Below are 12,043 nucleotides of genomic sequence, written 5' to 3'. Positions count from 1 at the left end.
TTTCTTGAAAGGCGCCGGCACGGAAATCGGTCGGCATGGGGTGAATTCTATTTTTGTAGCGATTCATTGATAAGTCGGTAAAAATGGCTCAGTTCGTTCCACTGATAGGACAATCAAGGACCATCGCCCATGCAAGACCTGAACGACATGGTGTTCTTCGCCGAAGTCGCCGAGCGTGGCGGGTTTGCCGCAGCCAGCCGGGCACTTGGCATCCCCAAGTCGCGGCTCTCCCGCCGCGTTGCCGACCTGGAAGCGCAGTTGGGCGTGCAGCTGATGCAGCGGAGCACCCGGCGCTTGTCCCTGACGCCGGCCGGCGAGATCTTCCTCAAACATTGCACAGCCATGCGCGACGCGGCGCAGGCGGCTTCCGAGGCTGTCGCGCAGGTGCAGACGGAGCCTCGCGGCACGGTGCGGCTGAGTTGCCCGGTCACGCTGGCGCAAAGTAGTGTCGGCCCGCTGCTGCCGCGATTCATGGAGCGCTTTCCGGCGGTGCGCATCGAGATGCGGGTGCTGAACCGGCCGGTCGATCCGGTCGAGGAGGGCGTCGATCTCGCGCTGCGCGTGCGGCCCGAGATCGAAGACAGCGCGACGCTGGTTGCCAGGACTTTCGGCATCAGTCGCGGCATCCTCGTCGCGAGCCCCGAATTGCTGCGCCGTCAGGGACCGGTGCAGACGCCGGCAGATCTCGCGAAGCTCGACACCGTCTCGATGTCCACGGGTGACGGCCGCGCCAACTGGCGGCTTGAAGGCCCGGCGGGGAAGGTCGTGGTCCACACCCACGTGCCGCGTTACGTGGCGGACGATCTGCTCACGCTGAAATTCTCCGTGGTGCGGGGTACCGGGGCGTCGATCCTGCCTGATTACATGTGTCGCGCCGAACTCAAGGCCGGCACGCTGGTGGAGGTCTTGCCGGGCTGGGGGCCCGCGCCGGGCATCACCCACGCCATGTTTCCGGCTCGCCGGGCGCTCGTGCCGGCCGTTCGGCAACTCATCGACTTCCTGGTCGAAAACCTCGATCGCGAGGAGCCTCACGACTATGTGATCTGATCGGTGTGTCGGTCCTTATGCGAAAAACGTCATATTCAAACAAGCAGATATTCGTTTGTCTTTGAAGCAAGGGTTCCGAGAATCGCCGGTTCCTCATCTACCGAGCGCGAGCAACAGGAACCATGGCCCAAGTGGCAAAGCCGACCATCATCATCGTGCCGGGCTGGCGCGATTCCGGTCCCGGCCACTGGCAGAGCCTGTGGGCCGAGCGGATGCAGGGTGCGGTTCGCGTCACGCAGGACGACTGGATCACCCCGCGCCGCGAAGCCTGGGTGGCTTCGCTCGAGAAGCTGGTGCTCGAAAGCCCGCAACCTGTGGTCATCGTCGCCCACAGCCTCGGTTGCATCGCAACCACGCATTTGTCGGACGCAGCGGCTGCACGGATCAGCGGTGCGCTGCTGGTCGCACCGGCCGACCCAGAACGCCGCGCCGTGCTTTCCGATTTCGCCCCAGTCCCTTACGCGAAGTTGCCCTATCGCAGCATCGTCGTGGCGAGCAGCAACGACCCCTATTGCCCGGTGCGCCTCGCTGGCGCCTATGCCCGCGCCTGGGGGAGCGAATTTGTTCGGATGCAGAATGCCGGGCACATCAACATCGAATCCGGCCACGGTGACTGGCCCCTCGGCCTCGCGCTGCTGCAATCGCTGACGGATGAGCCGTCCTCCCTGTTGGACGGCCGCAAGAATTTCGAACCTCTGGCAACCCTATGACTTCAAGAATCAAGACCCTCATCGGCGCATTCGCGCTGGCCGCCGCCGGCATCGCTTCCGCCCAGCCGACGACCCTGCTCAACGTGTCGTATGACGTGGCGCGCGAGTTCTACAAGGACTACAACGCCGCCTTCGTCGCGCACTACAAGCAGACCACCGGCAAGGACGTCAAGATCGATCAGTCGCACGCCGGTTCGAGCGCGCAGGCGCGCGCGGTGGCCGACGGCCTCGACGCCGACGTGGTGACGATGAACACCAGCACGGACATCGACTTCCTCGCCAACGCGGGTGTGGTCGCGAAGGACTGGCCGAAGCGCTTCCCGTACAACGCATCGCCGACCACCTCGACGATGCTGTTCCTCACTCGCAACGGCAATCCGAAGGGCATCAAGGACTGGGATGACCTGATCAAGCCCGGCGTGCAGGTGGTGGTCGTCAACCCCAAGACCGGCGGCAACGGCCGCTACGCCTATCTCGCGGCATGGGGCTATGTGAAGAAGAAGGGCGGTACCGACGCCCAGGCCGCCGAATTCGTCGGCAAGCTGTTCAAGAACGTCCCGGTGCTCGCGCGCGGTGGTCGTGACGCGACGACGGCGTTCCTGCAACGCAACATCGGCGATGTGCTGATCACCTTCGAGTCGGAAGTGGTCTCGATCGATCGCGAATTCGGCGCGGGCAAGGTCGATGCGGTCTATCCCTCGATCAGCATCCTTGCCGAAAACCCGGTGGCTGTTGTCGAGCGTACGGCCAACAAGCGTGGCTCGGGTGATCTGGCAAAGGCTTATCTCGACTACCTCTACTCTGACGAAGCGCAGGAAATCGCGGCCAAGCACGCGCTGCGTCCGCGTTCGGAAGCCGTGCTCAAGAAGCACGCTGCGACCTTCAAGCCGCTGCAGCTTTTCACGGTGCAGGAACTGTTCGGCAGCCTTGCTGAAGCGCAGAAGGTGCACTTCAACGACGGCGGGCAGTTCGACAAGATCTATACGCCTGGCGCGAAGTAATGAGCGCCGCGCTGAACCGCTTCGAGCAAGCGAGCGCCCCCTCGGGGGGCAGCGATGACACGACAGTGCTGAGCGTGGGGGCCCGATGAGCGGCGCGGTCTCTTCGGCGCTGCCGTCTTCGGCGGCGCCGCTCGCGCGCTCTGGCGGCACAGGTGTGTCCCGGCGCGTGCTGCCGGGCTTTCATCTGACGCTCGGGTATTCGCTGCTGTACCTCGGCCTGATCGTGCTGATTCCGTTGTCGGCGCTGGTCTTCAAGACCTTCGCGCTGACTTGGGAGCAGTTCTGGGTGGCGGTCACCGCGCCCCGCGTGATGGCTTCGTACCGGCTGACTTTCGGCGCCTCGTTCATTGCGGCGCTGGTCAACCTCGTGTTCGGGCTGCTCGTCGCTTGGGTGCTGGTGCGCTACAAGTTTCCGGGAAAGCGGATCGTCGATGCGCTGGTCGATCTGCCTTTTGCATTGCCCACCGCGGTGGCCGGCATTTCGCTGACTGCGCTGCTTGCCGGCAATGGCTGGATCGGGCAGTACCTCGAGCCGATGGGCATCAAGCTCGCGTTCACGCCGGCAGGTGTGGTCATCGCGCTCATCTTCATCGGATTGCCTTTCGTGGTCCGCACGGTGCAGCCGGTGCTCGAAGACACTGAAAAAGAACTCGAAGAGGCCGCGACCAGCCTTGGTGCGACCCGGCTCCAGACGTTCACCAAGGTGATCCTGCCGTCGATCATGCCGGCGCTGCTCACCGGCTTCGCGATGGCTTTCGCGCGCGCGATCGGCGAATACGGTTCGGTGATCTTCATCGCCGGCAACATGCCGATGATTTCCGAGATCACGCCGCTCATCATCATCGGCAAGCTCGAGCAATACGACTTCGCGGGTGCGACCGCGGTGGCGCTGGTCATGCTCGTGATCTCCTTCGTCATGCTGCTGGTGATCAACGGCCTGCAAGCGTGGCAGCGGCGCCGCTCGGGAGCGCCTGCATGAATGCGAAAACCAAGACCGTTCGCCGCGCGCAAGCCGGCACGACTGAATCCGCGTGGGTGCGCTGGACGCTGACCGCGATTGCGCTGCTCTTCATGCTGCTGTTCCTGGTGCTGCCGCTTGCCGCGGTTGCAACGGAGGCGCTGCGCAAAGGCTTCGGCGCCTATTTCGAGGCGCTCAAGGAGCCCGATGCTTGGAGCGCGATCCGCCTGACTCTGCTGACCGCTGCGATCGCCGTGCCGCTGAACCTCGTGTTCGGCATCTGCGCCGCGTGGGCCATCGCCAAGTTCGAGTTCCGTGGCAAGGCCTTCCTGACCACGCTGGTCGACCTGCCGTTCGCGGTGTCGCCGGTGGTCGCGGGCCTGATCTACGTGCTGGTGTTCGGTGCGCAAGGCTGGTTCGGGCCGTGGCTTTCCGAGCACAACATCAAGATCATCTTCGCGGTGCCCGGCATCGTGCTCGCGACGGTGTTCGTGACCTTCCCGTTCATCGCGCGCGAATTGATCCCGCTGATGCAGGCGCAGGGTACCGATGAAGAGCAGGCCGCGATCGTGCTTGGTGCGACCGGTTGGCAGACCTTCTGGCGCGTGACGCTGCCGAACATCAAGTGGGGCCTGATCTACGGCGTCATCCTCTGCAATGCGCGGGCGATGGGCGAGTTCGGCGCGGTCTCGGTGGTCTCGGGCCATATCCGCGGCCAGACCAACACCATGCCGCTGCACGTCGAGGTGCTCTACAACGAATACCAGTCGGTTGCCGCGTTCGCGGTGGCCTCGCTGCTGGCCATCCTGGCGCTGGTGACGCTGGTGATCAAGTCCTTCGTCGAATGGCGCCACGAGCGCGAAATGAAGGCCATTGCCGACCTGCCGCCTGAGCGGCCCACGCCGGCTGCGGCCTGAAGGAAAGAAATATGAGTATCGAAATCCGCAACGTCAGCAAGCGCTTCGGCGACTTCCACGCACTGCGTGACGTGAGCCTGGATGTGTCGTCAGGCGAACTGATCGCATTGCTTGGCCCCTCGGGCTGCGGCAAGACGACGCTGCTGCGCATCATCGCAGGCCTCGAGACCGCGGACGCTGGCACCATCCTGTTCTCGGGCGAAGACACCACGGACGTGCATGTGCGCGAGCGGCAGGTCGGCTTCGTGTTCCAGCACTACGCGCTGTTCCGGCACATGTCGGTGTTCGAGAACGTGGCATTCGGGCTCCGGGTGAAGCCGCGCGGCCTGAGGCCGAGCGAAGCGCAGATCAAGGCCAAGGTGATGGATCTGCTGAAGCTGGTTCAACTCGATTGGCTGGCAGACCGCTATCCCTCGCAGCTTTCCGGTGGCCAGCGCCAGCGCATTGCGTTGGCCCGCGCGCTGGCGGTGGAGCCGAAAGTGCTGCTGCTCGACGAGCCTTTCGGGGCGCTGGATGCCAAAGTGCGCAAGGAACTCCGTCGCTGGCTGCGACGCCTGCACGATGAACTGCATGTCACCAGCATCTTCGTCACGCACGACCAGGAAGAAGCGCTCGAAGTCGCCGATCGCGTCGTGCTGATGAACAGCGGCAAGGTGGAGCAGGTCGGGTCGCCCCAGGACGTGTGGGACCACCCGGCGAGCCCGTTCGTCTACGGGTTCCTCGGCGATGTGAATTTGTTCCACGGCCGGGCGCACGAGGGTGAGGTCCATGTGGAGGGCTTCCGCATCGATTCGCCCGAGCACAGCAACTTGCGTGATGGAAAGGCGCTGGCCTATGTGCGTCCGCACGACCTCGACGTCGTGCCCTATAAGCAGGGCGCGGCGGGCATCGTGTCGACTTTGTCACGTGCAATCGTTGTCGGACCCATCGCGCGGCTGGAACTCGAACCTGTCGAATCGAATCCTGATAATCCGGGCTCCGGAACCATCATCGAAGCGCAACTCCCTGCGCAACAGTTCCGGGAACTGGGCCTTCGCGAAGGCGACACCGTCGTCGCCACGCCGCGCAAGGCCCGGGTGTTCGTAGAGGACTGGGTATCACCTTGATCGATTGGTATTTCGGCGCGCCACGGCGTGCTCTCGCATTGATTTGCGCCGCATGCGTTGCCATGCTGGCGTTCGGGATGTATCTGCAGCATGTGGTGGGGCTCGAGCCGTGCCCGATGTGCATCGTTCAGCGCTATGCGCTCGTTCTGGTGGCGCTGTTTGCCGGGCTGGCATCCATGAGCCGTCGCAGGGGCTTGCAGGTCACGGGTTCGCTGCTCGCACTGATCATGGCTGTCGGCGGTGCCTATACCGCCGCACGCCAAAGCTGGCTGCAGTGGCATCCGCCGGAAGTCGTTTCCTGCGGGCGCGACATCTACGGAATGATCGAAATGTTCCCGCTTCAGCGCGCGGTCCCGATGATCTTCCGCGGCGCGGGTGACTGCACCAAGATCGACTGGACCTTCCTCGGGCTGTCGATTGCGAACTGGTCGTTCATCGCGTTCAGCGTTTTCGCGGTCCTGTTGCTGGTGCTGATGTTCCGACGCGGAACCCGCTGATATCCCTGCGTTCCAGTTTCAATCTCCCCTCGAGATTTTTCGCCGCAGCATTGCGACGTTCCCTCGCGTCCCCCGGGCAGGGCGCGAGAGGCCTGGCGGTAAATTTGACGCCGTCAAATAACCCCCTGGCAGCCCGCCCCACGATTCACTGCAGCTCGCCATGCGCAACGCATGGCTCGAGCGCTGGGCAGCCAGGCCAGCCCCAGCCATCACTGCATGAATTCCACCGCCACGGGCGAGGTTCCCATCCCGTTTGCGCATCCCGTCTACATCCGAAGCGTCCTTGATTGCCTGAACAGCCGCGGCATCCGGCCGTCGACCGTGCTGGAACGCGCGGGCCTCAGTTGGCACGACCTGCATGATGAAAAGCAGATGGTCGATTTCTCCGTCTTCCGGCGCTTCGTCGCGCACGCGATCGACTGCAGCGGTGAGCCTGCATTGGGGTTGATGGCGGGGTCGATGCTCCAGCCCTATCACAGCCCCGTCGGCATCGCCGCCGTGAGCAGCGAGACGCTGGGCAAGGGGCTTCAGTTGTTGACCCGCCATTCAAGGCTGATCTTCGGCAGCCTGGAGTTCCATCTCGAGAACGGGCCGCGGCTGAGCACGCTCAAGGTCAAGCCGACACGGCCGCTCTTCGAAACCCTCGTCTTCGTCATGCAGTCTGTCGTTGGTGCCTACTGCCGGCTGCTGGAAGCCATCCTGGGTCGCCCGGCCGACGAGCTCATGGTGGGGCTGCCTTATCCCGCGCCGGCGGGCAACGACATTCCATGTCTTCGCTATGTGCGAAGGGCAGTGTTCGCGCAGGAGCATCTGACGCTGCAGCTACCCGCCGACCTGCTCGACGTGCCCTGCGGTTCGGCCGATGCAAAGGTGCTTCTCGAGGCTTCACATGCCTGCCAGAAGATGGAGTCGGAGATGCGCCATGGCAGTTTCGTGCAGCGTGTTCGCCACGCGTTGTTCGATCGCCTCACGGCCAATCCCGATGTGGCCGAGCTTGCTTCGAGCCTTGGGGTTTCAGCGCGCACCCTGGTGCGACGACTCGCCGAAGCTGGCGTGACCTACTCCGAGGTCAAGGACGAACTGCGCAAGAGCCATGCAGCTTGGTATCTGCAGCACACCGAGCTGTCAGTCGAGACGATTGCGTTGCAGCTTGGATATGAGGACCCGACCAGTTTCGGGCGCAAGTTCAAGAGTTGGTACCAAATGGCGCCGAGCAAGATGCGGCAGGCGCTGCGAGGGGGTGGTCGCCTGGGCGCTACGGCTCTGTCTTGACCGGGGGACGTACGGGCCAGGCGGCGTCCGTACGTCGAGCGCCTTGGGTTAGCCGAGCATCGGTTCCGCCGCCGGCACGAGTGAATCTTTGCGGGCGTTGTCGGATTTTCGACTTCCGGACCTGCCTTTGTTAGTCGCGGCCACGTATTTGATCGTCTCGTTCACATGCGAGACGATCTCAAGGCAGCGTTCCCGCAGCGCTATGCCGCGACCAGTCAATTCGACCTTTCGAGTCGTACGTTGAATCAACGGCGTTTCCAGCATCGACTCAAGTCGCGCGATGCTTCTGCTTACGCTGGATTTGTGAATTTTCAATGCGTCGGCTGCCATTGAAAAACTGGCAAATGAGGCGACGTACGCGAAAATTCGGAGATCATTCAAATCAATCATTTCATCCGCAGCGTGAATTGAAAGAATTTTGTTCGGCATTTCATAAACTCCCTGGCCGGATTTTTCTTGTTAATCTTTGCCGGCAACGCAAAAAAAGGCCGCCCGGCCTTCGCCAGGGCAGCCTTCAGGTCTTCACCTGAATGATCGGATCGGGTCTCGATCAGAAGGTGTGACGGATGCCGATGTCGTAACCGGTTGACGTCTTTGGGGTCAGAGCAGTGCTGACGGCGCTGTACGTCGGGCGGTACGACTTTGCAAAACCAAGGTCGCTGTTCACCGAAAGAGCCGCACCATCCTTGTTGTTCACGCGCGCCACAGTGGCGTACAGGGCCGTGCGCTTCGACAGGTTGTGGACGTAACCGATCGCGAACTTGTTGGCCTTGGGGTCCGGATTCGACACGTACGGATTGAGGATCGGATCGAAGGCCGCGCCCGGGTTCACTAGGTACGGCGCCACATCGAGGTCGTACTTGACCGACGAGTAGGACACCTGCGTAGCCGCCGGTGCGCGATTGGTTGAGGATTGGGTTCCCGTTGATGTCGAATCGGGGCGTAGCGTCTCCCGGGCTGTACTTGGTCTGCTCGTGGAACGAATACATCAACTGACCGTAGAAACCACCCAGGTTCGGCGGCAGGAAGAAGCCGACCGAGTTGCTGGCGCGGTCGTAGTTCATGTTGCCCATGTAGCCGTTGTTGGCCGTGTAGATCAGGCTGGTACCCACGCCGTTGGTGCCGAACGGATCGAACACGGTGTCATTCCAGAACGTGGGGGTGTAGTCACGGCCCAGGCGGACTTCACCGAACGCGCCCGACAGGCTCACGGTCGAGCGACGATTGAACAGCGCCCCATTCTTGCCGGCGCCGCCCGCGTCGTTGCCCAAGCCGGCTTCCAGCCAGAAACTGGCGGCCAAACCACCACCCAGATCTTCCGTGCCGCGGAAGCCCAGACGGCTGGAGGTGTAGGCGGAGTTGCTCAGCCCGGTCCGGCTGGTGGTGACGCTGCCGATATTGACGTAATCGGGGTTGGTCGGCGTTGCGAAGTTGTTGTCTTCCGACTTGTTGGAATAGCCGCTGATAGAGGCATCCAGAACGCCAAAAAGTGTGACAGTCGATTGAGCCGAGGCGGTGCCGAAAGCAGCCAGAGCAGCCAGGGCGACCAGAGTTTTTTTCATTGCAAATTACTCCAAGGTAAAACATTGGGCACCGGCTTTTACCGGACCCGGCCAACTTCCTTTTGGGAAGCTGGTGTTATTCCATCAGAGCAAATTGACGGTCGCCGAATCGATCCTGCGAGATCGATCCACAATCCTGCGGAATTGACGCAGCGAATTAAACGCCGCGTTGTGGGATTGCGACAGGCTTTAAAGCGGCAGCGTGTCGAACGCGCCGTAGGCGGTCGCGAGCCAGGTTTTTACGCGCTGTCGTTCGAGTAGGCCCAGGGCATGCGGACCTTCGCGATCGTTGACCGCCTTCCAGTAGCTGGTGTTGTGCGCGTCGATCTTGCGCATGCTGGCTTCGTGCAGGCGGGGCAGGGTGATCACACGCGCGCCATGCGCCGTCGCCTTGGCCAATGATTGCGATCCGAGCAGCAGGCCGAAGTCGCTGCCGCGGCCATAGTTCTGCACCACGATGTAGTTCGGCCGGTTGCCGAAGGTGTCGATCAGGACACCGAGCAGGTCGGTGGAATCCCGGCCATCGTCGAGCACATGCCAGAAGTTGACCGCCACGCCGAGTTCGGAGAAGACGTCGAAGAGGTCCGATTCCTTGATCCAGCGCGCAAGCGGCGCCAGAGTTTGCGCGGCCAGGTCGACGATGACGCTTTGCTGCGGGTTCTGCTCGAAGCCGTTCACCACGGTGTCTAGGCCCTCGAAACTGTCCACCACCACCGGCGACGCGAAGCCCTCGTAGAAGCGGGTGAAGGAGCTGTGCGAGCGGTCTGTGTCGAAGCCGACGAAAGGCCGGCTGTGGTCGATGAAGTACTGCGCCAGCACCCGCGCCGTTACCGATTTGCCGACACCGCCCTTTTCACCGCCAATGAAGTTGAGGGAGCTCATGAAGGTTCCTGCAGAGTGGGAATGGATGAGTGCGAAGCATTCTATGGGCCAGCCCCGGCCCGGCCTCACCTCGATTCCGACCAGCGCTTGAGCTCGTCCTTCACGCGCATCTGCAGCTTCTCGATCATCGCGTCCGACGAAAGGATGGACGTGTGGTCCTCGTTGAATCCGAAGATGAAATTGGCGCGCGATTGAATCTCGGGTGGAAGCACACTGCGCAGCGACACGATTCCGTCGTTGTTGCCCGATGCGAACCGCGACCGGCCTCCGTAGCCGAAGAACAGCGTATAGCGGATGTCGGGTGGCCGGCGCACGACGGTGAGCTCGCTCAGATACGGCGAACCGGGCGCCATGTCGAGCCACGAGTCCGGCACTCGCGTGGGGCCGATGTCAGCCCATCGGGCGCCTTCCTGCCCGAGCCAGGGCGTCGAGATCGTGATGACGTGGTGCACCGGCGGCTCGCGGTTCTCGCGCAGGATGACATTGAGCGCGCCGCGCGTCACCAGTCCGCCCATGCTGTGCGCGACCACGATGCTGGTCGGAAAGTCGTAGCGAAAGTGAAGCTCGTCGACGGCGTTGTTCAGCATCACGGCCGACAGCCCGATCGAGAAGCCGCTGGGGTAGTAGAAGACCCAGGGCTGGAATTTCGTCCGGTCGAGCTTTTCGATCACGTGCTCCCAGTCGCGGGGCGAACCGCCGATGCCGTGGACGAAGATCACGGGCACCCTTTTGGGGTCGTAGGGCTCGAGCATGAAGAGGCCTGCGCGTCCTTCCTCGATGAACCGCAGGGGCTGGAACATCCCTTCGCGGATCAACGGTGGAGAGAAGCGCGCCTCGTCGATCGCGGCCTTGCTGCCGAACTCCTGTCCGCGACGATGCACGAGCGCCGCGTACGCTTCCGCCGAGAACTTGGGGAGTGTGGCGCCGGACGCGGAGGCGTCCGAAGGAATGCGGATGTGGCCAAGGCCGGTTGATTCCGTCGGTGGATCGTTGACCGCGTCGATGCCCAGCGCGATGCCCTCGTAGTCGGCTGCGGGCTCGCCGGGCTGACGGACCAGGTCGCCGTTGGAGTCCTCGAATGCCAGGATGCGGTACTTTGCAGGCGCGCCGGCGAGGTGGTAGACGCCCCGCGTTCGCGGGATCACGTCGAGAAATACCGGCCGGGGATCGGCGCCTGCTTCGTACAGCACCACCACGATCGGACCACGGGCCTGCTTCTCGGTCTCGACGATGCCAGTGAAGTACATCGAGTTGTCGAGCCGCCGCATCTGCTGATCGGCCTGCAGAAGAGAGCAGCCCCCTGCCAGGGCACATAGAGCGGACATCACGATGAATCGAACGCACGTCAGGGCCTTGGCAGTTGTCATTGGGCGACCTAGTTCTTGGGCAGCATCGAGAAGAATGGACCCAGGTTTCCGAGAAGCCAGTTCTGGCTGAAGTCCAGCGCAGCCCGCCGGTATTTTTCATCCGCCTGCGCGGCCAGCAGATCCAGTCGCGCGACCACCTTCGACAGTTCGCGATCGACCACCAGATTCCGGCCCCGGTCGCTGATTTCAGTCGCAAGCAGCACCGGTTGTCCATCCGGACCGACCTTCGAACTGATGAGCCAAAGCGAAATCTCGAAGTTGCGGGCCGCCCGATAGCTGTTCTCGGCATTCACGCCATCGAGCATGGTCTGCTGCCAGGTGTTGCCGTTGGCCTGCTTGAGGAGGCTCGCCCAGCCGACGACCAACGCGGCGACGCGGTCGCCTCCATAGGGCTTGGCGCCACTCTCGAATGCAAGGCGGATGGCGTCGATGCCGGTGGCCCCTTGGAGGGCGGGGAGGGATTGTTCCTGGTTGATCGCATCCCAGGTGCGGTTGGTGGCGTCTTCGGCACTGGTGGCCCATTTGCGCCATTCACGTGGATTGCGGCGGTAGAGCGAGAGCTGCACACGCTTGACGGACTGGATGTTGTCGCGCAGCGCGAGGTTGGCGATCCGGTTGGTGCTGGTCTGCAGCCATTCATTGTTCTCGTAAGGATCCGCGCGTTGAGTCGAGGAGCATCCGCTGATGAACAGGGCGGCAGCGCAGATTCCGGGCAACCAGGCAA

The 12,043-nt window shown here is 62.9% G+C and carries 13 protein-coding genes and 1 pseudogene; 8 read left to right on the top strand and 6 right to left on the bottom strand.

What is annotated here, in order from left to right; all coding sequences use genetic code 11:
• Window positions 1-129 precede the first annotated feature (129 nt).
• The 8 genes from FHW64_RS04400 to FHW64_RS04365 all read left to right on the top strand — a co-directional run bounded on the left by FHW64_RS04400 (window position 130) and on the right by FHW64_RS04365 (window position 7,508).
• Window positions 130-1,047, top strand: a complete 918-nt coding sequence (locus FHW64_RS04400; RefSeq protein ID WP_184523409.1) for a LysR family transcriptional regulator — start codon at window positions 130-132, stop codon at window positions 1,045-1,047.
• Window positions 1,048-1,169: 122 nt separating this feature from the next.
• Window positions 1,170-1,757, top strand: a complete 588-nt coding sequence (locus FHW64_RS04395; protein ID WP_184523407.1) for an alpha/beta hydrolase — start codon at window positions 1,170-1,172, stop codon at window positions 1,755-1,757.
• Window positions 1,754-2,758 (top strand): sulfate ABC transporter substrate-binding protein, encoded by a 1,005-nt coding sequence (locus FHW64_RS04390; RefSeq protein ID WP_184523405.1) that lies wholly within the window; start codon window positions 1,754-1,756, stop codon window positions 2,756-2,758. The genes FHW64_RS04395 and FHW64_RS04390 overlap by 4 nt, the downstream gene beginning before the upstream one ends.
• A gap of 85 nt (window positions 2,759-2,843) precedes the next feature.
• On the top strand, window positions 2,844-3,737 hold the full coding sequence (cysT, locus tag FHW64_RS04385) for a sulfate ABC transporter permease subunit CysT (RefSeq protein ID WP_184523403.1): 894 nt from the start codon (window positions 2,844-2,846) through the stop codon (window positions 3,735-3,737).
• Window positions 3,734-4,633, top strand: coding sequence for a sulfate ABC transporter permease subunit CysW (gene cysW, locus FHW64_RS04380; RefSeq protein ID WP_184523401.1), 900 nt, complete (start codon window positions 3,734-3,736; stop codon window positions 4,631-4,633). Before cysT ends, cysW begins: the two co-directional genes overlap by 4 nt.
• 11 nt (window positions 4,634-4,644) lie before the next feature.
• Window positions 4,645-5,739, top strand: coding sequence for a sulfate/molybdate ABC transporter ATP-binding protein (locus tag FHW64_RS04375; RefSeq protein ID WP_184523399.1), 1,095 nt, complete (start codon window positions 4,645-4,647; stop codon window positions 5,737-5,739).
• Window positions 5,736-6,236, top strand: coding sequence for a disulfide bond formation protein B (locus FHW64_RS04370; protein WP_184523397.1), 501 nt, complete (start codon window positions 5,736-5,738; stop codon window positions 6,234-6,236). The genes FHW64_RS04375 and FHW64_RS04370 overlap by 4 nt, the downstream gene beginning before the upstream one ends.
• Window positions 6,237-6,407: 171 nt before the next feature.
• Window positions 6,408-7,508 carry an AraC family transcriptional regulator gene (locus tag FHW64_RS04365; protein WP_184523395.1) on the top strand — a complete coding sequence of 367 codons (1,101 nt, stop codon included), beginning with the start codon at window positions 6,408-6,410 and terminating at the stop codon, window positions 7,506-7,508.
• 48 nt (window positions 7,509-7,556) lie between these two features.
• Here FHW64_RS04365 and FHW64_RS04360 read toward each other — a convergent pair whose 3' ends face one another.
• The 6 genes and pseudogenes from FHW64_RS04360 to FHW64_RS04340 form a co-directional block, all read right to left on the bottom strand.
• On the bottom strand, window positions 7,557-7,937 hold the full coding sequence (locus tag FHW64_RS04360) for a LysR family transcriptional regulator (protein ID WP_184523392.1): 381 nt from the start codon (window positions 7,935-7,937) through the stop codon (window positions 7,557-7,559).
• Window positions 7,938-8,058: 121 nt separating this feature from the next.
• Window positions 8,059-8,340, bottom strand: coding sequence for a porin (locus FHW64_RS34820; RefSeq protein ID WP_409350601.1), 282 nt, complete (start codon window positions 8,338-8,340; stop codon window positions 8,059-8,061).
• Window positions 8,341-8,524: 184 nt separating this feature from the next.
• A pseudogene (locus FHW64_RS34815) lies at window positions 8,525-9,070 on the bottom strand (porin); the annotation flags it as partial.
• A 189-nt stretch (window positions 9,071-9,259) separates the two neighbouring features.
• Window positions 9,260-9,952, bottom strand: coding sequence for a mobilization protein (locus tag FHW64_RS04350; RefSeq protein ID WP_184523390.1), 693 nt, complete (start codon window positions 9,950-9,952; stop codon window positions 9,260-9,262).
• A 65-nt stretch (window positions 9,953-10,017) separates the two neighbouring features.
• Window positions 10,018-11,319, bottom strand: coding sequence for a triacylglycerol lipase (locus FHW64_RS04345; RefSeq protein ID WP_184523388.1), 1,302 nt, complete (start codon window positions 11,317-11,319; stop codon window positions 10,018-10,020).
• Between the two features lie 8 nt (window positions 11,320-11,327).
• Window positions 11,328-12,035 (bottom strand): hypothetical protein, encoded by a 708-nt coding sequence (locus FHW64_RS04340; protein WP_260303626.1) that lies wholly within the window; start codon window positions 12,033-12,035, stop codon window positions 11,328-11,330.
• Window positions 12,036-12,043 lie beyond the last annotated feature (8 nt).

The sequence above is a fragment of the Variovorax sp. Sphag1AA genome, from assembly GCF_014192575.1.
Classification (GTDB): domain Bacteria; phylum Pseudomonadota; class Gammaproteobacteria; order Burkholderiales; family Burkholderiaceae_C; genus Variovorax.
Note: the sequence above shows the minus strand (reverse complement) of the source record. Positions and strands in the feature narration are given on the sequence as shown.

Bases quoted from the DNA above. Each gene is read 5' to 3' on its own strand.
- cysW (WP_184523401.1), top strand. From the start codon at position 3,734: ATGAATGCGAAAACCAAGACCGTTCGCCGCGCGCAAGCCGGCACGACT.
- FHW64_RS04395 (WP_184523407.1), top strand. From the start codon at position 1,170: ATGGCCCAAGTGGCAAAGCCGACCATCATCATCGTGCCGGGCTGGCGC.
- FHW64_RS04345 (WP_184523388.1), bottom strand. From the start codon at position 11,319: ATGACAACTGCCAAGGCCCTGACGTGCGTTCGATTCATCGTGATGTCC.
- FHW64_RS04350 (WP_184523390.1), bottom strand. From the start codon at position 9,952: ATGAGCTCCCTCAACTTCATTGGCGGTGAAAAGGGCGGTGTCGGCAAA.
- FHW64_RS04390 (WP_184523405.1), top strand. From the start codon at position 1,754: ATGACTTCAAGAATCAAGACCCTCATCGGCGCATTCGCGCTGGCCGCC.
- FHW64_RS04375 (WP_184523399.1), top strand. From the start codon at position 4,645: ATGAGTATCGAAATCCGCAACGTCAGCAAGCGCTTCGGCGACTTCCAC.
- FHW64_RS04400 (WP_184523409.1), top strand. From the start codon at position 130: ATGCAAGACCTGAACGACATGGTGTTCTTCGCCGAAGTCGCCGAGCGT.
- FHW64_RS04365 (WP_184523395.1), top strand. From the start codon at position 6,408: ATGGCTCGAGCGCTGGGCAGCCAGGCCAGCCCCAGCCATCACTGCATG.
- FHW64_RS04360 (WP_184523392.1), bottom strand. From the start codon at position 7,937: ATGCCGAACAAAATTCTTTCAATTCACGCTGCGGATGAAATGATTGAT.
- cysT (WP_184523403.1), top strand. From the start codon at position 2,844: ATGAGCGGCGCGGTCTCTTCGGCGCTGCCGTCTTCGGCGGCGCCGCTC.